Origin of the sequence: Variovorax sp. R-27, from assembly GCF_049913215.1 — a bacterium.
Taxonomy (GTDB): Bacteria; Pseudomonadota; Gammaproteobacteria; order Burkholderiales; family Burkholderiaceae_C; genus Variovorax.
Genome location: NZ_CP183984.1, coordinates 1839255 through 1864592, shown reverse-complemented (window position 1 = coordinate 1864592; position 25338 = coordinate 1839255). Strand labels below are relative to the sequence as shown.

Below are 25338 nucleotides of genomic sequence, written 5' to 3'. Positions count from 1 at the left end.
GATTGCCGCTCCTGTCGTTCTTCCTGAATTCGTGAGGCTGGCGCTCGGCATCCGGTACAACGGCCAAGCGTACGAGGGCTGGCAAAGCCAGCGCTCGGGCCGCACGGTGCAGGACAAGCTCGAAGCGGCTCTCACGAAGTTCGCCGCGCAGCCCATCGGCACGCTGTGCGCCGGCCGCACCGATGCCGGCGTGCACGCGCTGATGCAGGTGGTGCACTTCGACACCACCGTCGAGCGCGAACCCTTCTCCTGGATGCGCGGCACCAACCGCTTTCTGCCCGACGACATCGCGGTGCAGTGGGCGCAGCCGGTGCCCGACGAATTCCACTGCCGTGCCAGCGCCCTGGCGCGCCGCTACCTCTACGTGCTTTCTCAATCGCCGGTGCGGCCCAGCCTCGATACGGGCCGGGTCGGCTGGTCGATGCATGCGCTCGACGGCGACGCGATGCGCACCGCGGCCGCGCTGCTCGTCGGGCGGCACGACTTCAGTTCGTTCCGCGCCTCGGCCTGCCAGGCGCGCTCGCCGGTCAAGGACCTGCGGCGCATCGAGATCACGCGCGTGGGCGACGGCGAACGCTGCCGCTGGCATTTCGAATTCGAGGCCGACGCCTTCCTGCACCACATGATCCGCAACCTGATGGGCTGCCTGGTGCGCATCGGCCGTGGCGACGAACGGCCCGAGTGGATTTCTGAAGTGCTCGAGGCACGCAGCCGCAAGGCGGCGGCGCCCACCTTCTCCGCGGACGGCCTGTATTTCCTGGGCCCGTTGTACGACGCCAAGTGGGGTCTGCCGGCGGAAGCCACGCTGCAGGCCGGCGGGGCTCCGTATGATGGCCCGCCATGACCGCGCCTCCCGTTCCCCGCACCCGCATCAAGATCTGTGGCCTGACGCGTGAGGCTGACGTGGATGCGGCAGTCGAAGCCGGCGCCGACGCCATCGGCTTCGTGCTCTACGCGAAGAGCCCCCGCGCCGTGACACCCGAGCGCGCCGCCGAACTGGCCTCGCGCCTGCCCCCGTTCATCACGCCCGTGCTGCTGTTCGTGAACGAGGATGCTCCCAAAGTCATAGCAGCACTCAGCCGCGTGAAGGGCGCCATCGCGCAATTCCACGGCGAGGAGACGCCCGAACAGTGCGAAGAAGCCAGCGGCGCGGGGCGCTTTCGCTACATGCGCGCGGCCCGCATTCCGCTGGGGGCTGCCGGGGCCGGCTTCGACCTCGTAAAATACGCGTCCGATTACTCCCACGCCCAGGCCATCCTGCTCGACGCTCACGTCGAAGGTTATGGCGGTGGCGGCAAGGCATTCGATTGGTCACTTCTTCCACCCGCCGTCGACGCTCACCTCGTCTTGAGTGGTGGGCTCACACCTGCAAACGTGAGCGATGGCATTCGCATCCTGCGGACGCGCTGCAAGACGCTGTCCGTTGATGTGAGCTCGGGCGTCGAAATCGACGGCCCCGGGAACAAGGGCCTCAAGGACGCCGGAAAGATCCGGCAATTCGTCGCAGCCGTCAGGGCTGCCGACGCGTCCTTCTCCAGTTAGCCGCCGCAGCCGATCGTTGTCGGGCTGCGGCTCACCGATCGAGAACCATGCAAAGCCAATTCCAGGACTACCAGCAACCCGATGCCACCGGCCATTTCGGCAACTACGGCGGCACCTTCGCGAGCGAAACGCTCACCCACGCGATCAACGAACTGCGCGACGCGTATGCGAAGTTCAAAGACGATCCGGCGTTTCTCGCCGAATTCCACTATGAGCTGGAGCACTTCGTCGGCCGCCCCTCGCCGATCTACCACGCCGCACGCACCAGCCGTGAAATGGGCGGCGCGCAGATCTACCTGAAGCGCGAAGACCTCAACCACACCGGCGCGCACAAGATCAACAACGTGATCGGCCAGGCGATGCTTGCTCGCCGCATGGGCAAGCCCCGCGTCATTGCCGAAACCGGCGCCGGCCAGCACGGCGTGGCCACCGCCACCATCTGCGCGCGCTACGGCCTCGAATGCGTGGTCTACATGGGCAGCCAGGACGTGAAGCGCCAGAGCCCCAACGTCTACCGCATGAACCTGCTCGGCGCGACCGTGGTACCCGTCGAATCCGGCAGCAAGACGCTGAAGGACGCGCTCAACGAGGCGATGCGCGACTGGGTCACCAACGTGGAAAACACCTTCTACATCATCGGCACCGTCGCCGGCCCGCACCCCTATCCGACGATGGTGCGCGACTTCCAGAGCGTGATCGGCACCGAGTGCATCGAGCAGATGCCGGCCATGCTCGCGGCCGACGGCATCACCGGCGAGGCCGAGGGCAGGCAGCCCGACGTGGTCGTCGCCTGCGTGGGCGGCGGCAGCAACGCCATGGGCATCTTCCATCCCTACATCCCGTTCGCTGGCACGCGCCTGATTGGCGTGGAAGCTGCGGGCGAAGGGCTCGACAGCGGCAAGCACTCGGCATCGATCCTGCGCGGCAGCCCCGGCGTGCTGCACGGCAACCGCACCTACCTGCTGCAGAACGAGGACGGGCAGATCACCGAGACCCACAGCATCAGCGCGGGCCTCGACTACCCAGGCGTGGGCCCCGAGCACGCGTACCTGGCCGACATCGGCCGCGCCGAATACGTCGGCATCACCGACACCGAAGCGCTCGAAGCCTTCCACTACCTGTGCCGAACGGAGGGCATCATCCCCGCGCTCGAATCCAGCCATGCCCTGGCCCATGCAATGAAGCTCGCCAAGACCATGCGCCCCGACCAGTCGATCCTGGTGAACCTCTCGGGCCGTGGCGACAAGGACATCGGCACCGTCGCCGATCTGTCGGGCGTCGATTTCTACGACCGGCCCTCGATGCGCGGCCTGAGCGTGAAGGGAGGCAAGTGATGAGCCGCATTGCCGCCACCTTCGACGCGCTGAAAAAAGACGGCCGTCGCGCCCTGATTCCCTACGTGACCGCCGGCTTCCCCTTCGCCGACATCACACCCGAGCTGATGCACGGCATGGTCGAGGCCGGCGCCGACGTGATCGAGCTGGGCGTGCCCTTCTCCGACCCCATGGCCGACGGGCCCGTGATCCAGAAAGCCGGCGAAGCCGCGCTGGCATTGGGCATCGGCATGAAGCAGGTGCTCGCCATCGTGGCCGCCTTCCGCCAGAAGGACTCGACGACGCCCGTGGTGCTGATGGGCTATGCCAACCCGGTCGAGCGCTACGACCTCGTGCATGGCAAGAAGGCCTTCATCCGCGATGCGGTCGCCGCCGGCGTCGACGGCCTGCTGGTGGTCGACTACCCGCCGGAAGAGTGCGAAGACTTCGCCGCCGAACTGAAGGCTGCCGGCATCGACCTGATCTTCCTGCTGGCCCCGACCAGCACCGACGAGCGCATGGCGCAGGTCGCGCGCATCGCCAGCGGCTACGTCTACTACGTGTCGCTCAAGGGCGTGACGGGCGCTGGCCACCTCGACACCGAGGCGGTCGGCCAGATGGTCCCGCGCATCCGCCAGCACTTGAGCATCCCGGTCGGCGTGGGTTTCGGCATCCGCGATGCGCGCACGGCGCAGGCGGTCGGATCGGCCGCGGATGCGGTCATCATCGGTACCAAGATCATTCAACTCATCGAAGACCAGCCCCGCGAGCGGGTGGTGCCGGCGGTGCGCGAATTCCTTGCGGGCATCCGCGAGGCGCTCGACGCGCTGCCTGCCGCCACGGCCAAGAACGCGGCTGGTCGATAATCACCGCCAACACAAGGAGCCCCTTATGAGCTGGCTTGAAAAACTGCTACCCGCCAAGATCGCACAAACCGACCCGTCCGAGCGCCGCCAGGTGCCCGAGGGCCTGTGGATCAAATGCCCCGCCTGCGAGACCGTTCTGTACAAGACCGATCTCGAGCACAACCAGAACGTCTGCCCCAGCTGCAGCCACCACCACCGCATCGGCGCCCGCGCGCGGCTCGACGCGTTCCTCGATGCCGAGGGCCGCTACGAAGTCGGCCAGGAAGTGCTGCCCGTCGACGCGCTGAAGTTCAAGGACAGCCGCAAGTACCCCGAGCGCCTGAAGGAAGCCCTGGAAAACACCGGCGAAACCGATGCGCTGGTCGTCATGGGCGGCTCGGTCCACAGCATCAGCGTGGTCGTGGCCTGCTTCGAGTTCGAATTCATGGGCGGCTCCATGGGCAGCGTGGTCGGCGAGCGCTTCGTGCGCGGCGTCGAGACCGCCATCGAGCAGAAGGTGCCCTTCATCTGCTTCACCGCCACCGGCGGTGCGCGCATGCAGGAAGGCCTGCTCTCGCTGATGCAGATGGCCAAGACGAATGCCGCGCTCACGCGCCTGGCAAAGAAGGGCCTGCCCTACATCAGCGTGCTGACCGACCCGACCATGGGCGGCGTGTCGGCAGGCTTCGCCTTCGTGGGCGACGTGGTGATCGCCGAGCCCAAGGCGCTGATCGGCTTTGCCGGCCCGCGCGTGATCGAATCGACCGTGCGCGTGACGCTGCCCGAGGGCTTCCAGCGCGCCGAGTTCCTGCAGACCAAGGGCGCCATCGACTTCATCAGCGACCGCCGCGAACTGCGCAAGACCATCGCCAGCACGCTGGCCATGCTGCTGCGCCAGCCGGCCGACGCGGTCAGCTGAGCGAAACAGGGCAAACGCAAAAGGGCCCAGGTGCGATGCATCCGGGCCCTTTTTTTATTTTCGCTTCAGAAAGTCAGTTGATAGGCAAACACCAGCAGGTTGCCCAGCACGATCGCGATCACCTGCAGCACGACGATGGCTGCCAGCGGCGACAGGTCGACCCCGCCGATCAGCGGAATGAAGCGGCGAAACGGCCGCACCAGCGGCTCGGCCAGGCGCGAGATCAGGTCGAGCAGCATCGGCGAGGCGTTTGGAATCCACGACAGCACCGCATAGACCACCAGCAGTGCGGTCAAGCCGGAAACCGCCAATTGCATCAACCCGACCAGCGACACCAGCGGCAAGGTCGCGATACGCCCCAGGTTGCCCACCAGCAGCCACAGCAGCAGAAACTTCAGCATCACCAGCAGCCAGGCCGCGATCAGGCTTGCCATGTCCCAGCGCTTCACCGCGGGCACGATGCGCCGCAACGGCAGCACGATCCAGTCGGTGATGGCGAACACGAAGCGCCCGAGCGGATTGCCGAACGGCACCCGGTGGTACTGCATGTAGAGCCGCAGCAGACATGCGCCGCCGAGGAGGCCGACGATCACGTCGAGAAGGAACGAGGGAATCTGATAGAGCATGGGGCGTGGCCGTGAGCGGAATGCGATGATAGCCACGCAAGGCTCTTCGATGACGACACAACCCTTTTTGCATTCACTGCCATTGTTCCCGCTCGGTACGGTCCTGTTTCCGGGTGGCCTTCTTCCACTGCGCATCTTCGAGGTTCGTTATCTCGACATGATCGGCAAGTGCCGCAAGGCCGACGCGCCCTTCGGTGTGGTGAGCCTCACCAGCGGCAGCGAAGTGCGCAAGGCTGGCGCCGATGCGGAAAGCTTCGCCGCCATCGGCACGCTGGCCATGATCCGCGAGTTCGAGTCGCCGCAGAGCGGCCTGCTGCAGATCGAATGCGTGGGCACGCAACGCTTTCGGGTTCGCAGCAATGAGCTGCAGAAGCATGGCCTGTGGGTCGCCGAGGTCGAGGCCGTGAACGACGACGTCGCGCTTGAAATCCCCGACGACCTGCGGCACACCGCCACCGCGCTGCGGCGCCTGATCGACACGCTGGAAGAGCGCCGGCGTGCGCAAGGCGAAGCGGTGCGGCTGCCGATCGGCGCGCCCTATCAGCTCAACGATTGCGGCTGGGTGGCCAACCGCTGGTGCGAACTGGTGCCGATGCAACTCGAACTGCGCCAGCGCCTGATGGAGCTCGACAGTCCGTTGATGCGGCTCGAACTGGTCAGCGATCTGCTCGCACGCACGGGCATCACTGAATAGGCTGCTACTTTTTTTGTAGCACATTGCGCAGGATTGACGGGCGCTGGGCGCAGGTTTTATTCAAACCCGATGGGCTAAAATGCCAGCCCCGCGCACGCTCCCGGATGCGCGCCACCCGCCTCCCATGTCCGATCACCTGACCCCTCACCTTCCCACGCCCGCTGCGGCACCGGCCGCGACCACGCCTGCCGCCGACGACAACAAGCTCATCGCCGAACGCCGCGAGAAGCTCAAGCTGCTGCGCACAGCGCAGGCTGAGGGCAAGGGTGTCGCGTTCCCGAACGACTTCAAACCGGGCCATCGTGCGGCGGCACTCATCGAGGCACATGACGCCACCGAAGCCGAAGCCCTTGAAGCTCAAGCCGTCGCCGTGAGCGTGGCGGGCCGGATGATGCTCAAGCGCGTCATGGGCAAGGCCAGCTTCGCGACGCTGCAAGATGCCACCAGCCGCATCCAGCTCTACGTAACGCGCGACGCGGTCGGCGAAGAGGCTTATGCCGAATTCAAGCGCTGGGACCTAGGCGACATCATTGGCGCCGAAGGCACACTGATGAAGACCAAGACCGGCGAGCTGTCGGTCAAGGTCACGAAGATTCGCCTGCTGACCAAGAGCCTGCGGCCTTTACCCGGTGACTTCTACGGCATGGCCGACCAGGAGCAGAAGTACCGCCAGCGCTACGTCGACCTGATCACCGACGAATCGGCACGCGTGCGCTTCACTGCGCGCAGCAAGGCCGTGAGCGCCCTGCGCGAGTTCATGGTGGCCAACGACTTCCTCGAAGTCGAGACGCCCATGCTGCACCCGATTCCGGGCGGCGCGAACGCCAAGCCCTTCAAGACGCACCACAACGCGCTCGACCAGGAGATGTTCCTTCGCATCGCGCCCGAGCTGTACCTCAAGCGCCTGATCGTCGGCGGCTTCGAGCGCGTCTTCGAAATCAACCGGAGCTACCGCAACGAGGGCATCTCGGTGCGGCACAACCCCGAGTTCACGATGATGGAGTTCTACGCGGCCTACTGGAACTACCGCGACCTGATGGACTTCACCGAGACGCTGATCCGCACCATCGCCGACAAGGCCGTGGGCACGCAGCAGCTCACCTATCAGGGCAGGCCGGTCGACCTGACCCAGCCCTTCGAGCGCCTGACGATCCGCGAGGCGATCCTGAAGTACACCGACGCCGGTGATGGTGTCGACGACGCCGCCTGGCTCATCAACGCCCTGCGCAAGATCGGCCTGAGCGAAGAGAAGGACAAGCTCTCGCAGCGCAGTTTGGCCAGCCTGCAGGTGATGTACTTCGAGGAGACTGTGGAAGAGAAGCTCTGGCAGCCGACCTTCATCATGGAGCACCCGACCGAGATCTCGCCGCTGGCGCGCGCCAACGACGAGCGCCCCGAGGTCACCGAACGCTTCGAGCTGTACATCACCGGCCGCGAGTTCGGCAACGGCTTCAGCGAGCTGAACGACGCCGAAGACCAGGCCGCGCGCTTCAACGCGCAGGTGGCCGCCAAGGACAGTGGTGACGACGAAGCCATGTACTACGACCACGACTTCGTGCGTGCGCTCGAATACGGCATGCCGCCCACCGGCGGCTGCGGCATCGGCATCGACCGGCTGATGATGCTGCTGACGGATTCGCCGAGCATTCGCGACGTGATCCTGTTCCCGGCGCTGCGCAGGGAATCTTGAGCGTGTTGTCACCGTCGTCGCTGCCGACGATCGGCATCGACTTCGGCACCTCCAACTCCGCCGTGGCCTGCCGGGTCGATGGCGAGGCCCGCCTGTTGCCCATCGAAGGCGCGGCCACCACCCTGCCCACCGCGATCTTCTTCAACGCCGAAGACCGCACGACCCACTTCGGCCGCGACGCCATCGGCCAGTACCTCTCGGGCACCGAAGGCCGCCTGATGCGCTCGCTGAAGAGCCTGCTCGGCAGCGCGCTGATGCAGGAGAAGACCGCGATCTACGACGGCCTCGTGAGCTTCGAGGACATCATCGCGCGCTTCCTGCGCGAACTGGCCGTGCGCGCCAGCCGCGAGCTCGGCCGGATACCCGAGCGCGTGGTGATCGGACGGCCCGTGCATTTCGTGGACGACGATGCCAAGCGAGACGAGCGTGCCGAAGAGAGCCTGCGCCACGCAGCGCGCGCGGCGGGGTTCCGCGAGATCGCCTTCCAGCTCGAGCCGATCGCAGCCGCCTTCGACTACGAGCAGCGCATCGCCAAAGAATCGATCGTGCTCATCGTCGACATCGGCGGTGGCACCTCTGACTTCACCGTTGTGCGCGTCGGCCCCGAGCGTGCCGCGCGCGAGGACCGCAGCGACGACGTGCTGGCCACCAGCGGCGTGCACATCGGCGGCACCGACTTCGACCAGCGCCTGAACCTCGAGCGCGTGATGCCGCAATTCGGCTTTCGCCACCACGGCCCGCAGGGACGCGAAGTGCCGAGCAAGGTGTTCTTCGAGCTTTCGTCCTGGCACCTGATCAACTGGCTCTACGCTGCCAAGGCGGTGCGGCAGGCAAAGGATTTGCGCACGAGCTACAGCGACACGCGGCTGCACGACCGGCTGATGACCGTGCTCGAAGAGCGGCACGGGCACCGCATCGCGAGTGCGGTGGAAGCGGCCAAGATCGATGCCTCGGTGACCGATGCGGCGACGGCAATCGACCTCTCCTGCGCCGAACACGGGCTGGTGGCCTCGCTCACGCCGGACGATATGGCACAGCAGTTGGCCGGACCACTCGAGAACGTGATTGCGTGCGCACACGCCTGCGTCAAGCGCGCGGGCCTGCGCAGCGGCGACCTCGACGCGATCTACCTCACCGGCGGCTCTTCGGCGCTGCGCCCGTTCCAGCACGCGCTGCGCAAGAGCTTCGCGGGCGTGAACCTGGTCGAGGGCGACCTGTTCGGCGGCGTGGCGACGGGGTTGGCTTGCGCGGCGCGCACCGAGCGCCGTCGCGCATGAAATACCTGGCGGGCTATCCGGCGCCCCTGCTGGACCAGGTCCGCCAGCTGATCGCCGAGGACAAGCTCGCTGCGCTGCTCGGCAAGCGCTATCCGGACGGAGTGCACAACGTGCAGACCGACCGCGCGCTCTACGAGTACGTGAACGAGCTCAAGAGCGAGTTCATGCGCAAGGCCGAACCGCTGTCGAAGGTGATGTTCGACAACAAGCTGCACGTGATCCGCAACGCGCTGGGCACGCACACCACGGTGTCGCGCGTGCAGGGCGGCAAGCTCAAGGCCAAGCGGGAGATCCGGGTGGCGAGCCTGTTCAAGGGCGTGCCGCTGGCCTGGTTGCGGATGATCGTCGTGCATGAACTGGCGCACATGAAGGAGCGGGAGCACGACAAGGCCTTCTATGCGTTGTGCACGCACATGGAGCCGGACTACCAGCAGCTTGAATTCGACCTGCGGCTGTATCTGACGCACCTGGACATGAACGGCCGTCGGCTCTGGGACGCCAGCTCCCGGCTCTGATCAGTCGGACGCGAAGAACGCGGACAGCTCGCGCGCCAGCACCTCGACCTCTTCCTGGGACATGGTCTCGATGGCATGCGACGCACGCAGGTTCTCGGTGCCATGAAGGCTCTCGATCAATTCATTGCGTGAGCCCGAATCGTGGTGCAAGTGGAAAAGCGGCACGTGCATCGAGTGCCAACGCAGACCCAGCCGCCCTGCCCTGCGCAGCAGTTCGTCGTCCTCGCCGCCCCATCCTTCCAGGCGTGCGTTGTACCCGCCGACTCGGATGTACTCGCTACGCTTGAACAGCACGATGCCCCCATTGGCATTCGAGTACAGCACACCGGCATCCGAAGGCAGTTGCTCCACGTCGATCGATGCGAATCGGGCGTAGTCGGGCAACTGCATGAAATCGCGCTTGAGTTCACCCGTCACGTTGATGACGCTCCAGTAGGGGCACAGCACCTCGCTGCTGTCCCGGTCCAGCAGCACATCGACACAGCCACGCAGCGTTGAAGGCTGGGCAATGGAATCGGCGTCGTGGAAGCAGATCACAGGGCTGCGGGCCAGCCGGACGCCCGTGTTGTAGAGCATCGACTTGGGAAACGGCCCATCGTGATGGATGAAGACATGCCGGATCTTCGGATCGCACAGCCGCTGCCAGTCGAAGCGCGGCGCCGTCGCCGCCTCCATCAACCACAGCCGGTAGTCGGTATAGGTGTAGGCCAGATGCGCCAGCACGGCATAGAGGTTCTCGCGCCGCTCTTCGGTCGCCTCCCTGTACGAAACGATGATGTCTATATCGCGAAGGGAGATCTTGTCGGTTGCCGTCATGAAACAACGTCCGTCAGAAGGGGCGGTACAGCACGACGTTGTGTTCGTCGGCCGGCTCCTTGTAGCGCGTGTCATGAATCGTCAGGTTGACGGCCTGCTTCTTGTCGCTGGAATGGTCGTTGAAAATTCCCGCTCCATTGACCGCACTCACTACCTCCGCCAGACCCGGCCCAGCCCAGTTGTCGTGCCCCCTGAGCAGATAGAAGTGCATCACGCCGCACTGCTGGTGCGCCCAGTAGTCGTGCCAGCCGAACGAATCGGGACGCCACAGCGAGTTGTGACCTTCGAAGAAGATGGGACGGCTCATCGGCATGCATTCCGGCGTGGAAACGATGAGATAGCGGGAGCGGTAGTTGAGAAATTCCAGCAGGTCGCGGCCTTGCGAATGGAGCATGTGCTCGATGACATCACCCAGGATCACCACGTCGTAGAGATCGCCGCTGCGTTCATAGAGCTTGTCGGCCGTGATCGGAAGAATCTGGTGGTAGCCGACCTCGCGCAGTTGAGGAAATGCCACTTCGTCACACTCCAGCGCGGTCAGCTCGCATTCGGGCACGACGTTCTTGAGCAAGGCTCCATATTTGCCGCCCCCGGCACCGATGTCCAGGATGCGCTTGGGATTGATCGTCTTGACGACGTGCTGCGTCAAGCTGTCGAAAGTCAGCCAGGATTCGCCGATGTGCGCCATGAGAAATGTCCCCCGAAACTGCCTGATTCAGAACATTTGACTCTATAGGACGGCGCGGCTGACTTATCTGGCGTATTTGCCAGCTTGTTCACAAATGCGCCAATTCCGGATCGGCTGGACAGCCTTCAAACGTCCGTCATCCGCCTCGCATCGCGGTACCCGCGCGAAGCGACGAGCGTCGACCAATCGGGTGCGGCGCCCTGCGGCAGCAGCGCCTGGCGGCGCGCTTCGCTGCTCGCGTCCGGCAGCCATCGGCCCGCGCGCGCGGCAGCCTCGAAGCCCTCGAGGAAGTCGTCGAGCAGGCGCCCCTCGCCGATGCTCTGGTTGCACAGCAGCGCCATGTCGCATCCGGCTTCCAGCGCGGTCAGCGCCGCATCGGTATAGCTGAGCAGCCGGCCATCGATGTAACGGCCCGCCTCCATGCTCAGGTCGTCGCTGAACACCGCCCCGTCGAAGGCAAAGCGCTGCCGCAGGATCGCCTTGAGCCATTTCGACGAAAACCCCGCCGGCCGCTTGTCGACCTTCGGATAGATCACGTGCGCCGGCATCACGGCGCCGAGCGTGCCCGACAGCCAGTCGTACGGCCGTGCGTCATCGTCAAGGATGGCCTTGAGGCCACGCTTGTCCACCGGGATCTCGACATGCGAATCGGCCTGCACGAAGCCATGCCCCGGAAAATGCTTGCCGCAGTTGCGCATGCCCATCTGCAGCATGCCGTGCATCACGCTCTTGGCCAGCAGCGCCACCACGCGCGGATCGCGATGAAAGCTGCGGCTGCCGATGACGCTGCTGCCGCCGTAGTCCAGGTCGAGCACCGGCGCAAAGCTGAAGTCGACGCCGCAGGCGCGCAACTCACCCGCCAGCACCTGTCCGACCGCGGTCGCGGTCTGGGTGGCGCGCATGGCGTCGCGCATCCACAACTCGCCGAGTGCGCGCATCGACGGCAGGTGCGTGAAGCCGTCGGTGCGAAAGCGCTGCACGCGGCCGCCCTCGTGGTCGACGCAGATCAGCAGGTCGGGGCGGATCGCCTTGATCTCGGCATTGAGCGCAGTCATCTGCGCGCGGTCCTGCCAGTTGCGGGCGAAATGGATCACTCCGCCGACCAGCGGATTGGCGAGGCGACGGCGGTCGGCGTCGTTGAGCTCGGTAGCCGCCACATCGATGATCAGCGGCGCATGGGGGCGAGCGGCGGGCCCGGCAGTCATAGCTTCTCCACCACCACGAAGCTCGCGGCGTATTCGGTTTCGTCAGTCACGGTCACATGGGCCGTGAGGCCCTGCGCCTCGAACCAGTCCTTCAGGCCGCCATGCAGCACGATGACGGGCTTGCCACTGCGCAGGTTGGCGATCTCGCACAGGCGCCAGCTCATGGGCATGCGCATGCCCAGGCCGATGGCCTTGCTGAAGGCCTCCTTGGCGGAGAAGCGGGTCGCCAGATAGCTCAGGCCGCGCTTGGGCCAGCGTTCGCTGCGGGCCTTCCAGACTGCGAATTCAGCGTCGCTCAGCACCTTGCGGGCAAAGCGTTCGCCCTGGCGCTCGAAGGTCGCGGCAATGCGACGCAGGTCGCAGATGTCGGTGCCAATGCCGTAGATCATGCGGCGCGGGCGCTCATTGCGCCTCGTTGATGCAGCGCAGGTAGTCGCGCGTGGCGGCCGTATAGCCGAGCTCCAGCGCGTCGGCCACGAAGGCATGGCCGATCGAGACCTCCTGCACGCCAGGCACCGCGCGCAGGAAAGCCGTCAGGTTGTCGCGACTCAGGTCGTGGCCGGCGTTGATGCCCAGGCCTGCGGCATGGGCCGCGCGCGCCGTGTCGGCATAGCGCTGGAGCACGGCCTTCTCGTCGGGCGCTCCGCGCGATGCGGCATAGCCTTCGGTGTAGAGCTCGACGCGGTCGGCGCCCACGGCCTTGACCGCCGCCATCATTTCGGGAATCGGGTCCATGAACAGGCTGACGCGCACGCCCAGCGCCTTGGCTTCGGCGATCAGGGGGCGCAGGCGCTCGGCGTCGTCGGGGAAGGTCCAGCCGTGGTCGCTGGTCGACTGGGTTTCGCTGTCGGGCACGAAGGTGGCCTGGTGCGGCCTCAGCGTGCGCACGAAGTCCATCAGGTTCTGGAAGGGGTTGCCTTCGATGTTGAACTCGATGGCCGGCCAGTCTTTGGCGAGCAGCGCCGACAGGTCGCTCACGTCGTGTGCGCGAATGTGGCGGGCATCGGGCCGCGGGTGCACGGTGATGCCGTGCGCACCGGCAGCCAGGCAGGCCTGGGCGGCTTTCACCACGCTCGGGATGCCCAGGTGGCGCGTGTTGCGGACCAGGGCCACCTTGTTGAGGTTGACGGACAGCGAGGTGGTGGTGCCTGAAGTGCTCATAGTGCTTGCAGATCTCTCATCATTTGCCGCGTGCGCAGCGTGGACACGCCGCAATGGTAGTTGAGCAAGGTGCGCAACTGGTTTCGCAGGGCACTGTTGCTGCCGGCGTTCATGGTGGCAATTTCACGCAACGTGGCGGTAAAAGGGGCGCGGTCGTCGAGAACTGCCTGCAGAGCCTGCCAGTCGGCGCCATTCAGCGCGGCTTCGTCGTCGGCGGCTTGGCGCAGGCCGGCTTCCGGCACGAGGCTGTAGCGCTGCTCGGCGGCAAGCGGCTCCAGCGTGAGGGTCTGCACATCGAGCGATGGCAGCAGGCCGACCTCGCGCAGCAGCAGCAACTCGAAAGCACGCAGCGCAGCAGCCTGGGTCGCGGCCTGCGCGCCGACGTGATCGCCTGCCAGCACCTGAACGACCCCGGCGTAGGCATCGAACAGCGCTTCATGGGCATCGTCACGCGCCAGCAGGCGCAGCAGCAGCTCGTTGACGTAATAGCCCGACAGCAGCGCCTCGCCGGTCGGCATCACATGGCCGCCCATCCATTCGGCGCCCTTGAGCGTGCGGATTTCGGCGTCGCCGCCGTAGTTGAGCTGCAGCGGCTGCAGCGGCAGCAATACCGGTCGAAAGTTCGAACTCGGCCGTTTCGCCCCTTTGGCCACGAGCGCAATGCGCCCGTGGTGGCGGGTGAAGACTTCGAGAATCAGGCTCGACTCGCTCCAGTCGTAGCGATGGAGCACATAGGCCGGTTCGTGCGAAACGCGGTGGGCAGCGGCCACTTCATTCGTAGCCGAACGAACGGACACGGGCTTCGTCGTCGGCCCAGCCCGAACGCACCTTCACCCACAGTTCGAGAAACACCTTGGCGTCGGCCAGCTTCTCGAGCTCGACGCGGGTTTCCATGCCGATGCGCTTGATGCGCTCGCCCTTGTCGCCGATCACCATGGCCTTATGGCCGTCGCGTTCGACCACGATGGTGGCGGCAATGCGCAGCAGGCGCTTCTGGCCCTTCTTCTGGGGCGGCTCTTCCTCGAACTTGTCGATGATGACGGTCGAGGTGTAGGGCAGCTCGTCGCCGGTGAGGCGGAACAGCTTCTCGCGCACGAGTTCGCCGGCAAGGAATTTCTCGCTGCGATCGGTCAGCTCGTCCTCGTCGTAGAACCAGGGCTGTTCGGGCAGGTACTTCTCGCAGATGCCGAACAGGCGCTCGACGTCCTTGGCGTTCTTCGCCGACATGGGCACGAACTCGGCGAAGCTGTGCTTCTCCTGCATGGTCTTCAGCCAGGGCGCGATGTCGCCGCGGCGGTGCACGTTGTCGAGCTTGTTGGCCAGCAACACGGTCGGAATGCCCTTGCCGAGCAGCTTGAGCACGCGCTCGTCGGCCGGCGTGAAGCTGCCGGCCTCGACCACGAAAAGAATCAGGTCCACATCGCCGACCGCACCCTGTACGGTCTTGTTGAGCGACTTGTTCAGCGCGTTGGCGTGCAGGGTCTGGAAGCCCGGCGTGTCGACGAACACGAACTGCGTGGCGCCCAGCGTGCGCATGCCGGTGATGCGGTGGCGCGTGGTCTGCGCCTTGCGCGAGGTGATGCTGATCTTCTGGCCGACCAGCGCATTGAGCAGCGTCGACTTGCCCACGTTGGGCTTGCCGACGATGGCGATGAGGCCGCAGTGTTGGGGTCCGGTGGCAGGCGCATCGCCTGCAGTGTCTTCGGGTCCCGCTACGGGATTGATAGCATCGTTCATTCTGGTTTCACGCGGTGCCGCGTGCCTTGAGCCGGATCAACATGGCGGCCGCAGCCGCCTGCTCGCCGGCGCGGCGCGAGCCGCCGATGCCGCGTTCGCGAAGCCCCAACTCGGGCACCTCGCACTCGACATCAAAAGTCTGCTTATGCGCTGCGCCCAGTGTGGCGGCCACGCGATACACCGGCAGCTTCATTTTGTGACCCTGCAGCCATTCCTGCAATTCGGTCTTGGGATCCTTGGCTGCGGCTTCCATGCGCGGATTGATTTCGACCGCCTCGTAGAGCCGGTGCACCAGCGACTGTGCGGCCGCAAAGCCGGCGTCGAGATAGACGGCGCCGATCAGCGCCTCGAGCGCGTCGGCCAGGATCGACGGCCGGTTGGGCCCGCCCGAGCGCGCCTCGCCTTCGCCGAGCCGCAGCAGCGGCGACAGCGCCAGCCCTACCGCCAGGCGGTGCAGCGTGTCCTGCTTGACCAGGTTGGCCCGCACGCGCGACAGGTCGCCTTCGGGCAGAGCCGACAGGCGCATGTAGAGCAGGTGCGAGACCGCCAGGTTCAGCACCGAGTCGCCGAGAAATTCAAGGCGCTCGTTGTGGTCGGCCGAGAAGCTGCGATGCGTGAGCGCGAGCTGGAGCAGCCGCGGATCGGAGAAGGTGTGCTGGAGGCGCGCCTGCAGCGCGGCGAGGCTGCCCTCCACCTTTTTGGGCGCCGTGTTCAGCGGGATTCGCCCTTGTACTTGAGCGTCAGGTAGGCCGGGCCGAACAGGGGGATCTCACGCTCGTACGAGTACGACACGACCACCTTGTCGCCGACCTTCTTGATGTCGAGATCCTTACCGCTGACCGACTTGAAGTCGTCGATGGCCTGGGCACGATCGAAGATGGCGCGCACTTCAGGCACGGTCGTGCCTTCCTTGGCCTTGTTGACCGCCTTGTCGATGGCCTGCCATTCGATCAGCGTCGGGATGACCTGCGCGACGACCACGCCCAGGCACCCGAGCACGACCGCGACAAACACCAAGCCGATGAACGAAATGCCGCGTTGTTGCGCAGCCCTGCTGCGAACGAACCGATGTGTTCTCATGCCCTCATACCCCTCGAACTGAACTATTCAGATGAATGCTTATTGAAACGGACCGATGCGACCCAGATCGCCGAAGTTCATCCAGACGAAGAACGCCCTGCCCACGATGTTCTTGTCCGGCACGAAGCCCCAGAAACGCGAGTCCGCCGAATTATCGCGGTTGTCGCCCATCATGAAATAGTTGCCGGCCGGCACCTTGCAGACCACGCCCTCGACCGAGTAGCGGCAGTTTTCGATGCCCGGGAAATTGAAGCCACTGGCACCGGGAACGTAGGATGGCGTGGTTTCGTCGTTGAGGATCTTGTGCTGCTTGCCGCCGAGGTTCTCGGTGTACTGCTTGAGCAGGCGCATCGATTCGCCGTCGAGGTAGTCGGCATCCGACTCCTTGGACACCGGCTGGCCGTTGATCGTGAGCTTCTTGTTCAGGTAGGCCACCTCGTCACCCGGGACGCCGACCACGCGCTTGATGTAGTCCATGCTCGGCTTGGGCGGGTAGCGGAACACCACCACGTCGCCGCGCGCCAGCGGCGTACCGTCGGTGATCTTGGTGTTGATCACGGGCAGGCGAAGGCCGTAGGTGAACTTGTTGACCAGGATCAGGTCGCCGGTCAGCAGCGTGGGCATCATCGAGCCCGACGGGATCTTGAAAGGCTCGTAGAGGAACGAGCGCAGCAGAAACACCACCAGGATCACCGGGAACAGGCCGGCGGTCCAGTCGAGCCACCAGGGCTGCATCAGCAGCCGTTCGCTCGCCTTCGCGTCGGCCGTGTCGACCTGCTTGATACCCTGCTCGGACAAGCGCGCATTGCGCTCGGTCAGCGAAGCTTCCAGCTTGGCGGCGGCCTGTTCGCGCCGGGGCAGGAAATAGAAGCGCTCGGCCAGCCAGTAGAGGCCGGTGACCACCGTCGCCAGGAACAGCAGCAAGGCAAAGTTGCCTTCGATCGCGTTGAAATACCAGGCGCCGACATAGGCGGCGAAGGCCGCGAGGACCAGGGTGGTGATGAATGCCATTTTTTTGATCAGTCTTCGACTTGCAGAATCGCGAGGAAGGCCTCTTGCGGGACCTCGACGGAGCCGATCTGCTTCATTCTTTTCTTGCCCGCCTTCTGCTTCTCGAGCAGCTTCTTCTTGCGGGTGATGTCGCCGCCATAGCACTTGGCCAGCACGTTCTTGCGAAGCGCCTTGATTGTCTCACGCGCAATGATGGTGACGCCGATAGCCGCCTGGATCGCAACGTCGTACATCTGGCGCGAAATGATCTCGCGCATCTTCGACACCACGGCCCGGCCGCGGTACTGCGACTGGCTGCGGTGCACGATGATCGACAGCGCATCGACCTTGTCGCCGTTGAGCAGGATGTCGACCTTCACCACGTCGGACGCGCGGTACTCCTTGAACTCGTAGTCCATCGAGGCGTAGCCCCGGCTCACCGATTTCAGCTTGTCGAAGAAGTCGAGCACGATCTCGCCGAGCGGCATCTCGTAGGTCAGCATGACCTGACGGCCGTGGTAGGCCATGTTCATCTGCACGCCACGCTTCTGGTTCGCCAGCGTCATGACGGAGCCGACGTATTCCTGCGGCATGTAGAGATGAACGGTGACGATCGGCTCGCGGATCTCCGCCATCCTGCCGACGTCGGGCATCTTGGACGGGTTCTCGACCATGATCACTTCGCCGTCGTTCTTGACCACCTGGTAGACCACGCTCGGCGCGGTCGTGATCAGGTCCTGGTCGAACTCGCGCTCCAGGCGCTCCTGCACGATTTCCATGTGCAGCAAGCCGAGGAAGCCGCAGCGGAAGCCGAAGCCGAGCGCCTGGCTCACCTCGGGCTCGTAGCGCAGCGACGAATCGTTGAGCTTGAGCTTTTCGAGTGCGTCGCGCAGCGAGTCGTACTCGCTCGCTTCGGTCGGGTACAGGCCCGCGAACACCTGCGGCTGGATTTCCTTGAAGCCGGGCAGCGCCTCGGTCGCCGTTGCCGCAGCGCCACCGGTGCCGGCCTTGATCAGCGTGACCGTATCGCCGACCTTGGCCGCCTGCAGCTCCTTGATGCCCGCGATGATGTAGCCCACCTCGCCCGCTTCGAGCGAATTGCGGGGTTCGTTGGCGGGCGTGAAGACGCCGACGCTGTCGGCGTTGTACATCGCACCCGACGCCATCATCTTGATGCGATCACCCTTCGCGAGCCGGCCGTCGACCACGCGCACCAGCATGACGACGCCGACGTACGGGTCGAACCAGCTGTCGACGATCATCGCGCGCAGCGGGCCGTCGGGGTTGCCGCGCGGCGCGGGCATCCTGGCAACGATGGCTTCGAGAATGTCGTCGATGCCCACGCCGGTCTTTGCCGAGCACGGGATCGCATTGGTCGCGTCGATGCCGATCACGTCTTCGATTTCGGTGCGCGCGTTGTCGAGGTCCGCGTTGGGCAGATCGATCTTGTTGAGCACGGGCACCACTTCGACTCCGAGGTCGAGCGCGGTGTAGCAGTTGGCCACTGTCTGCGCTTCGACACCTTGCGATGCATCGACGACGAGCAGTGCGCCTTCGCACGCCGACAGCGAGCGGCTCACTTCATACGAGAAGTCGACGTGGCCCGGCGTGTCGATCAGATTGAGGTTGTAGACCTGCCCATCGAGTGCCTTGTAGTGCAGCGCTGCGGTCTGCGCCTTGATGGTTATCCCACGCTCTTTTTCGATGTCCATCGAGTCGAGCACCTGCGCTTCCATCTCGCGGTCTGCGAGGCCGCCGCAACGCTGGATCAAACGGTCTGCGAGCGTCGACTTGCCATGGTCGATGTGCGCAATGATCGAAAAATTTCTGATGTGATTCATCAACGGGAACGCTTAAGTACTTGAATTGGCTCGTGCGCAGAGTGCGACAGGCAAGAAAAAAGGGCGCGTCTTCTGGAGACGCGCCCTGAACCAACAAGCAATGGCAACTGCAGTAGTTGGAACTTCATTGTAGGCAAAAAGGGAAGCGCGTACATCCGGGAACGGGGTCCAAAGGGGTCGTTGCAGGTCCACAACATGAAAGATATGAACAGGTTATCAACAGGATCGGTGGAGCAGTCACTGAACAACTTGTGGGCGATCTGTGGAGCACCGGTGGACTGCTGTCTGACATCTCGCATGGTGAAGGTCAGGGCACTCCTTATGCGCCGACCGACCGCCGAGAGCGCCCTATTCTACCGAAATCCGTCCTTAGCCTCTTTAAAAGTTAGTGAACACAAACAAAAATCGGCATTTCCGAGCCCTCAGATTTTTTTAGGGGCCGGCGCCTGAACGTCGTAAACACCTCAAAAAAACGGCCCCAAACCCGACTGCCGGGTGGGGCCACTTGACGCCAGAGCCAGATCAGCGTGCAGGGCGAATCAGCGCGTACTGCGCCCAATCGCCACGGCGGAACAGCACGCTGAGCGCCTTGCTCTTGTCGGCCTTGCCGATGGCGGACTCGAATTCGCGCGCATTCGACACCTCGACATTGCCCACCGACAGGATGATGTCGCCTTCGCGCAAGCCTGCACGGGCTGCGGCGTCACTGGCGGCATCGACCTTCACGCCGCCCTTCAGCTTGAGCTCTTTCTTCTGCGCGTCGGTGAGATCGCTCACAGCCAGACCGAGCGACTTGGCGGCTGCAGATGCGGGCGGCTTCGGCGCCGGCTCGTCGCGGTCGCCCGCACGCTTGCCCGGCTTGTCGGGCTCGATCTCGGCAATGGTCACGCTGAGGTCGCGCGAAGCGCCGCGGCGGAACACGGTGAGCGTGCTCTTGGTGCCCGGCTTGGTGTTGCCCACCAGGCGCGGCAGGTCGCTCGGCTTCTCGATGGGCTTGCCGTCGAACTTGGTGATGACGTCGCCCGGCTCGACACCGGCCTTTTCGCCCGGCGAGCCGGCTTCCACGCCGCGCACCAGCGCACCCTGTGCCTTGCCCAGGCCGATGGCCTCGGCCACGTCCTTGGTGACCTGGTCGATCTGCACGCCGATGCGGCCGCGCGAGACGCGGCCCGAGGTGCGCAGCTGATCGCTCACGCGAATCGCCTCGTCGATCGGGATCGAGAACGAGATGCCCATGAAGCCGCCCGAGCGCGAGTAGATCTGGCTGTTGATGCCGACCACTTCGCCGCGCATGTTGATCAGCGGGCCGCCCGAGTTGCCGGGATTGATGGCCACGTCGGTCTGGATGAACGGCAGGTACTCACCGGTGTCGCGCTGCTTGGCGCTCACGATGCCGGCCGTGACGGTGTTCTCGAGGCCGAAGGGCGAACCGATTGCCATCACCCATTCGCCGACACGCAGCTTGGAGATGTCGCCAACCTTCACCGCTGGCAGGCCGGTGGCCTCGATCTTGACGACCGCGACGTCGGTGCGCTTGTCGGCGCCAACGATCTTGGCCTTGAACTCGCGCTTGTCGGGCAGCGTGACCAGCACTTCGGAAGCGTCTTCGACCACGTGCGCATTGGTCATCACGTAGCCGTCGGCCGTCAGGATGAAGCCGGATCCGACGCCACGCGGACGCTCCTCTTCCTGCGGCTGCTGCGGGCGCTTGGGGGTCGGGCCCTGACGCGGTTGGCCAGGCAGAGGCTGGCCGAAGAAACGGCGGAAGAACTCCTGCATCTCCTCGTCCATCTCGCCATTGCCGCCGCGCTGGGCAACCTTCTCGACGGTGCGGATGTTGACGACGGAAGGGCCGACCTGGTCGACCAGATCGGTGAAATCGGGCAGCGTGCGCGTTTGCGCATGGACCGGCTCGACCGGAAGGAATGTGGCGCTTGCAGTCAGTGCGAGCGCGCAAGCCAGCAGACCGGAACGAAACTTGTGTCCCTCGACTTTGAAGATCATCGGTTTTCTTTCAAAAGAACAGAGCGGCTGAAAACAAGTGCTATGAGTTTGCGCTGTGTGCTTGGTTCAGCGCAATTGGCGCTTATTTGGCCTGTCAGCGCGTGCGCGCGAGGCTTTGGGCGAATGCATTGAGCGTCTGCTGCGGCACCTCGCCGACTGCGGTCAGCCACCAGTCGCTGGCCGGCTCGGGCAGACGCCGGCGAATGGCGTTGGTCGCTCCGATGGTCAGCACGCCGTCGCGGGGCGCGCGCGCCGCGTCGTAGCGCTCGATGAAAAGCGACACCGAGGCCAGGCCATCGGAGAAGGTCCACTGGACCGTCGCCGCGTCCTGCTTCGACTTGCCGCTGCTGTCGCCATCACCGCCCGCTGTCGGGCGACGGAAGAAGCTTCGGGGCTTAAATCCGGCCACGGGCGTGCGCAGCGTCCAGCCTTCGTCCTGCGCATTGCTGCGCTCGAGCTCCAGCTTCTCGATGCGGTAGCCGGAGGTGTTGGACATCATCTGCGAGAGCGCCTGCGCCTTCACCGGCGCGTCGAGTTGCAGCTCGGAAAACGCCGACTGCTCCACCACGCGGGAATCGCCGTCAATGGTCTGCAGCTTCACCACCAGGCCCGAGCGGCGCTCGCTCCAGATGCGATAGCCGAAGCGCAGCGCGTCGTGCGGCACCAGTTGCACCACGTCGGCATCGAAGCCGGCCACGCGGTCCTTGCCGATCGCGCGCACGTCGTAGAAATCGCCAATCGACGAATCGGGCTTGTCCGGCAGGTTCGGGAAGAGATCAAGGTTCTCGCGCTTCTCGACCTTCACCACCTTCGCCTCCGGCAGGAAGGTCATGACATTGCGGTTGCGCCGGAAGGTCGAGCGCGGCGGCCCCGAGAGAGCTTCGATGCGTTCGATCTGATGCTCGCCGTCGCGCACATGCCAGATGCGTGCGCTCGACAGGTCGCCGCCCGGCGCCGACACCACGAAGGTGCCCACGTAATTGCGCTGCCGGGCGCCCGCGTGCATGCGCTGCAGCCACTCGGTCACGCTCATGGCCGGTGGCTCGTCCGTCTGCGCAGTTGCCGCGCTCTTCGTATTCGCAGCGCCCGAGCGGGTCTGCGCGGTGGCAGTCTGCGCAAGGCAAAAAGCAGCAAACACAAGTACGAAAGCGCGCGCGGAGATCGGCATCGGAACGGTCATTACGGGCAGCTAGGGGTGCGCGCACTCAGCGCGTCGGACCCTCGAAGGTGGCATTGCGCAGGAAACCGGAAGGCATTTGCGAAGCACCGCCGGCTTGCTGATGCGCTTCGAGCAGTTGATCGAGCCGCGGGTCACGCAGCATGACCTGCGGATTGCCGTTACCCACGATCACGCGGGTCGGGGTCAACGTGTTGCTCGCGGGTTGCGGGCTGTTGACCGCAGCCGCCGCCAACACCGAATTGACCGCCGGCTGCTGTTGCTGCTGGACCGAAGCCAGCTGCGCGCCGCCCTGCGGCACCGCTGTGCCGTTGCCGACCAGGGTCCAGCTGATGGCAGCCACGGCCATCAGCGACGCGGCACCGGCCACAAGCTTCCAGCGGAACACAGGCTCGTTGGCCGCTTCCGCCCTGCGCTGCACGGGCAGTACCACTGGTGCGGCGACCGGCGCCGACATGGGGGCGACCACCACAGGCTCCGCCGCCAATCGCTGCTGGAAGCGCGCCAGGAATGCCGAGGTGTCGCTGCACGGCGAATGAGAGCCCGAACGCAGCACATCGCCCACCACGTGGTAGGCCTGCCATGCCGCGCGCGATTCGCCTTCGGCGCAGACAGCTTCGATCGCCTGCGCGAACGCCTCGCCCTGCAAATGACCATCCGCAAGTGCGGACACCTGTTCCCGAACCGTCATCGTCTGATTCATTTCATTCACCTGCTTACTTACCAACGCTTGCCGGACTGGTTGTCCAGCAGCGGCTTGACCCTGGCCGAAATGGCCTCGCGCGCCCGGAAAATACGCGAACGCACCGTGCCGATAGGGCAATCCATGACCTCGGCAATCTCTTCGTAACTCATGCCCTCGATTTCGCGCAGCGTGACCGCCTGGCGCAACTCGGCAGGGAGTGCTTCCATGGCCGCCTCGACGGCACTGGCGATTTCATTCGCCGCCATGACCGATTCGGGGGTTTCGTCGGTGGTTGGTTCGTTTCCGGGACGGTAAGTTTCATCGTCGTCCTCAGAAGAAGGCCTGAGAGCGGCCTCGGAGACAGTCGGATCGCGCTTCATGTCCACCAGCGCCTTCTTGGCGGTGTTGACGGCGATCCGGTAGAGCCAGGTGTAGAACTGCGCCTCACCGCGGAACTGGTGCAGCGCGCGATACGCGCGAATGAAGGTTTCCTGCGCAATATCCTCGACCAGGTCGACATCGCGCACCATCCGCCCGATCAGGCGCTCGATGCGGCGCTGGTACTTGATGACCAGCAACTCGAATGCCTTCTGGTCGCCCGCGACGGTGCGCTGGACCAGCTGGAAATCGACCTCGCCCGGACGCACCACGGCGGGCGCATCGTTCAGGCCGGAATCCGGCGGCACAGGCGGAGAAGTGGTCATCGACGGAGGATCAGGGCGCGTCGGCGGGAGCCGTCGCGCGCCAGGGGTCGCCCGCAGGTGCTGCGGACGGGGGGCGCGAATATACCGCACGGCGCACGTCGCGCCAGCGCTCAGGCATGGCCCGCTGCTCGATCCAGACCCAGCGTCGGGCGCGGCCCGGCTCGCTGAGCCGCACCAGCATCAGCGACTGGAAATCGAGCGCCACGAACGCTCTGGCAGCATGCACGGCCCGGGAGGCATGGCCTCCCGTCAACGACCAGTAGAGGCCGTCGAAATGCAGAACGCCCACGCCATCGCGTCGCAAGCCGAAGCCCGCGGCGACACCTGCAAACACGACACTGAGAACCAGCAGCAGCTGGCGCCATCCGGCGCTATCGAAGAGATAGCAAGATGCGCCCGCACAGCAAGCGCCCAGGGCCCAGAGGACAACGAGAATCCGGGTTGCGCCACGCGAGCGCCCCACCGGATAGGTCACCGACGGTGCGCTGTGCATGAAAGAGCAGTGCTCAAGCGCGCTTGAACACCAGCGTGCCGTTGGTGCCGCCGAAGCCGAAGTTGTTCTTGACCGCGACGTCGATCTTCAGATCGCGCGCCTCGTTGGCGCAGTAGTCGAGATCGCATTCCGGATCCTGATTGAAGATGTTGATGGTCGGCGGGCTCTTCTGCTCGTGCAGCGCCAGCACCGTGAACACCGATTCGATGCCGCCCGCGCCGCCCAGCAAATGGCCGGTCATGGACTTGGTCGAATTGACGACGAGCTTCTTCGCGTGATCGCCGAATGCCAGCTTGACCGCATTGGTCTCGTTGACGTCGCCGATCTGCGTCGAAGTGCCGTGCGCATTGAGGTACTGCACCTGTTCCGCATTGACACCGGCATTGGCCAGCGCCATGGCCATCGAGCGGCGCGGGCCGTCGACGTCGGGCGCAGTCATGTGGTACGCGTCGCCCGTCAGGCCAAAGCCCGCGACTTCCGCGTAGATCTTGGCACCACGTGCCTTGGCGTGTTCGTACTCTTCGAGCACCAGCACGCCGGCCCCCTCGCCCAGCACGAAGCCGTCGCGGTCCTTGTCCCACGGACGCGAGGCCGTAGCGGGATCGTCGTTGCGGGTGCTCAGCGCGCGAGGCGCGGTGAAGCCACCGATGCCGAGCGGAGAGATGGTCGACTCCGCGCCACCCGCGATCATCACGTCGGCATCGCCGTACTCGATCATGCGTGCCGACGTGCCGATGGCATGCAGGCCGGTGGTGCAGGCGGTCACGACCGCGATGTTCGGCCCCTTGAAGCCGTACTTGATCGAGACGTGGCCCGAGATCATGTTGATGATCGATGCCGGCACGAAGAACGGCGACACGCGGCGCGGGCCGCGGCTCATCAGTTCGCCGTGCGTTTCCTCGATCATCGGCAGGCCGCCGATGCCGGAGCCGATGTTGCATCCGATGCGCACGGCTTTTTCATAGGACAGCGCTTCGCCGGTCGGCAGTCCGCTGTCCTGCACCGCCTGGATGGCGGCGGCGAGACCCAGATGAATGAAGCGGTCCATGTGGCGCGCTTCTTTCTCCGAGATGTATTGGGTGATGTCGAAACCCTTGACCTCACCGGCGAACTTGCAGGCGAAGGCGCTTGCATCGAACGCGGTGATGTTCGCAATACCCGACTTCCCGGCCAACAGGTTGGCCCAGGATTCGGTTGCGGTGTTTCCGACAGGAGCGATGCAACCGAGTCCGGTCACGACGACGCGGCGTTTGGTCATGCCGGCAAACCTTTCTGGAAGCGCTGAACAGTTGCCTGTCGGCGCGTGCGGTTTTTAAAGGAAAAGCCGCCGGCCGCA

At 65.0% G+C, this 25338-nt stretch carries 27 protein-coding genes; 9 read left to right on the top strand and 18 right to left on the bottom strand.

Annotation, left to right across the window (positions count from 1 at the left end; translation table 11 throughout):
* Positions 1-31 precede the first annotated feature (31 nt).
* The 5 genes from truA to accD are packed head-to-tail and all read left to right on the top strand — an operon-like array spanning position 32 to position 4619.
* Positions 32-844 (top strand): tRNA pseudouridine(38-40) synthase TruA, encoded by an 813-nt coding sequence (gene truA, locus ACN9MV_RS08410; RefSeq protein WP_426391821.1) that lies wholly within the window; start codon positions 32-34, stop codon positions 842-844.
* Entirely contained in the window at positions 841-1542 is a 702-nt protein-coding gene (locus tag ACN9MV_RS08405; RefSeq protein WP_426391820.1) for a phosphoribosylanthranilate isomerase, read from the top strand. Before truA ends, ACN9MV_RS08405 begins: the two co-directional genes overlap by 4 nt.
* Before the next feature lie 47 nt (positions 1543-1589).
* Positions 1590-2876 (top strand): tryptophan synthase subunit beta, encoded by a 1287-nt coding sequence (gene trpB, locus ACN9MV_RS08400; protein WP_426391819.1) that lies wholly within the window; start codon positions 1590-1592, stop codon positions 2874-2876.
* Positions 2876-3721, top strand: coding sequence for a tryptophan synthase subunit alpha (gene trpA / locus ACN9MV_RS08395; protein WP_093049483.1), 846 nt, complete (start codon positions 2876-2878; stop codon positions 3719-3721). The genes trpB and trpA overlap by 1 nt, the downstream gene beginning before the upstream one ends.
* A 25-nt stretch (positions 3722-3746) precedes the next feature.
* Positions 3747-4619, top strand: coding sequence for an acetyl-CoA carboxylase, carboxyltransferase subunit beta (gene accD, locus ACN9MV_RS08390; RefSeq protein WP_012746558.1), 873 nt, complete (start codon positions 3747-3749; stop codon positions 4617-4619).
* A 65-nt stretch (positions 4620-4684) separates the two neighbouring features.
* On the opposite strand, the gene ACN9MV_RS08385 is transcribed toward accD, so the two are convergent.
* Positions 4685-5245: a YggT family protein gene (locus ACN9MV_RS08385; RefSeq protein WP_093049480.1), complete on the bottom strand. Its 561-nt coding sequence runs from the start codon at positions 5243-5245 to the stop codon at positions 4685-4687.
* Positions 5246-5294: 49 nt separating this feature from the next.
* Here ACN9MV_RS08385 and ACN9MV_RS08380 point away from each other — a divergent pair, with 49 nt between their 5' ends.
* From ACN9MV_RS08380 to ACN9MV_RS08365, 4 genes are all read left to right on the top strand, one after another.
* Positions 5295-5939 carry an LON peptidase substrate-binding domain-containing protein gene (locus ACN9MV_RS08380; RefSeq protein ID WP_426391818.1) on the top strand — a complete coding sequence of 215 codons (645 nt, stop codon included), beginning with the start codon at positions 5295-5297 and terminating at the stop codon, positions 5937-5939.
* A gap of 124 nt (positions 5940-6063) precedes the next feature.
* Positions 6064-7629 (top strand): lysine--tRNA ligase, encoded by a 1566-nt coding sequence (gene lysS, locus ACN9MV_RS08375; RefSeq protein ID WP_426391817.1) that lies wholly within the window; start codon positions 6064-6066, stop codon positions 7627-7629.
* Complete coding sequence (locus tag ACN9MV_RS08370; protein ID WP_426391816.1) at positions 7626-8906, top strand: Hsp70 family protein; 1281 nt, start codon at positions 7626-7628, stop codon at positions 8904-8906. The genes lysS and ACN9MV_RS08370 overlap by 4 nt, the downstream gene beginning before the upstream one ends.
* Positions 8903-9421 carry a M48 family metallopeptidase gene (locus ACN9MV_RS08365; protein WP_426391815.1) on the top strand — a complete coding sequence of 173 codons (519 nt, stop codon included), beginning with the start codon at positions 8903-8905 and terminating at the stop codon, positions 9419-9421. Before ACN9MV_RS08370 ends, ACN9MV_RS08365 begins: the two co-directional genes overlap by 4 nt.
* Here ACN9MV_RS08365 and ACN9MV_RS08360 read toward each other — a convergent pair whose 3' ends face one another.
* The 17 genes from ACN9MV_RS08360 to fabF form a co-directional block, all read right to left on the bottom strand.
* Positions 9422-10237 (bottom strand): galactosyltransferase-related protein, encoded by an 816-nt coding sequence (locus ACN9MV_RS08360; protein WP_426391814.1) that lies wholly within the window; start codon positions 10235-10237, stop codon positions 9422-9424.
* 13 nt (positions 10238-10250) lie between these two features.
* A complete protein-coding gene (locus tag ACN9MV_RS08355; protein WP_093049465.1) occupies positions 10251-10925 on the bottom strand; it encodes a hypothetical protein in 675 nt (224 codons plus the stop codon).
* Between the two features lie 125 nt (positions 10926-11050).
* Positions 11051-12130, bottom strand: a complete 1080-nt coding sequence (gene nagZ, locus ACN9MV_RS08350; protein WP_426391813.1) for a beta-N-acetylhexosaminidase — start codon at positions 12128-12130, stop codon at positions 11051-11053.
* Complete coding sequence (gene acpS / locus ACN9MV_RS08345) at positions 12127-12519, bottom strand: holo-ACP synthase (RefSeq protein ID WP_093049461.1); 393 nt, start codon at positions 12517-12519, stop codon at positions 12127-12129. The genes nagZ and acpS overlap by 4 nt, the downstream gene beginning before the upstream one ends.
* A gap of 13 nt (positions 12520-12532) precedes the next feature.
* Positions 12533-13291, bottom strand: a complete 759-nt coding sequence (locus ACN9MV_RS08340; RefSeq protein WP_426391812.1) for a pyridoxine 5'-phosphate synthase — start codon at positions 13289-13291, stop codon at positions 12533-12535.
* Positions 13288-14061: a DNA repair protein RecO gene (gene recO, locus ACN9MV_RS08335; RefSeq protein ID WP_093075584.1), complete on the bottom strand. Its 774-nt coding sequence runs from the start codon at positions 14059-14061 to the stop codon at positions 13288-13290. The genes ACN9MV_RS08340 and recO overlap by 4 nt, the downstream gene beginning before the upstream one ends.
* A gap of 1 nt (position 14062) precedes the next feature.
* The gene (era, locus tag ACN9MV_RS08330; protein ID WP_093049452.1) at positions 14063-15028 is read right to left on the bottom strand and encodes a GTPase Era; all 966 of its coding nucleotides are present in this window, start codon (positions 15026-15028) and stop codon (positions 14063-14065) included.
* A gap of 7 nt (positions 15029-15035) precedes the next feature.
* Positions 15036-15722 (bottom strand): ribonuclease III, encoded by a 687-nt coding sequence (gene rnc, locus ACN9MV_RS08325; RefSeq protein ID WP_093049449.1) that lies wholly within the window; start codon positions 15720-15722, stop codon positions 15036-15038.
* Between the two features lie 17 nt (positions 15723-15739).
* Positions 15740-16108, bottom strand: a complete 369-nt coding sequence (locus ACN9MV_RS08320) for a DUF4845 domain-containing protein (RefSeq protein WP_093049446.1) — start codon at positions 16106-16108, stop codon at positions 15740-15742.
* Positions 16109-16147: 39 nt separating this feature from the next.
* Positions 16148-17119: a signal peptidase I gene (lepB, locus tag ACN9MV_RS08315; RefSeq protein WP_093049443.1), complete on the bottom strand. Its 972-nt coding sequence runs from the start codon at positions 17117-17119 to the stop codon at positions 16148-16150.
* Between the two features lie 8 nt (positions 17120-17127).
* Positions 17128-18939 carry a translation elongation factor 4 gene (gene lepA / locus ACN9MV_RS08310; protein WP_093049440.1) on the bottom strand — a complete coding sequence of 604 codons (1812 nt, stop codon included), beginning with the start codon at positions 18937-18939 and terminating at the stop codon, positions 17128-17130.
* A gap of 522 nt (positions 18940-19461) precedes the next feature.
* On the bottom strand, positions 19462-20943 hold the full coding sequence (locus ACN9MV_RS08305; RefSeq protein WP_093049437.1) for a DegQ family serine endoprotease: 1482 nt from the start codon (positions 20941-20943) through the stop codon (positions 19462-19464).
* Between the two features lie 94 nt (positions 20944-21037).
* Positions 21038-22123 (bottom strand): MucB/RseB C-terminal domain-containing protein, encoded by a 1086-nt coding sequence (locus ACN9MV_RS08300; RefSeq protein ID WP_093049434.1) that lies wholly within the window; start codon positions 22121-22123, stop codon positions 21038-21040.
* A 25-nt stretch (positions 22124-22148) separates the two neighbouring features.
* A complete protein-coding gene (locus ACN9MV_RS08295; protein WP_307613624.1) occupies positions 22149-22823 on the bottom strand; it encodes a sigma-E factor negative regulatory protein in 675 nt (224 codons plus the stop codon).
* Between the two features lie 17 nt (positions 22824-22840).
* Entirely contained in the window at positions 22841-23509 is a 669-nt protein-coding gene (rpoE, locus tag ACN9MV_RS08290; RefSeq protein ID WP_093049428.1) for an RNA polymerase sigma factor RpoE, read from the bottom strand.
* Between the two features lie 10 nt (positions 23510-23519).
* Entirely contained in the window at positions 23520-24002 is a 483-nt protein-coding gene (locus ACN9MV_RS08285; RefSeq protein ID WP_093172172.1) for a hypothetical protein, read from the bottom strand.
* 13 nt (positions 24003-24015) lie between these two features.
* A complete protein-coding gene (gene fabF, locus ACN9MV_RS08280; RefSeq protein WP_426391811.1) occupies positions 24016-25260 on the bottom strand; it encodes a beta-ketoacyl-ACP synthase II in 1245 nt (414 codons plus the stop codon).
* Between the last annotated feature and the right edge of the window lie 78 nt (positions 25261-25338).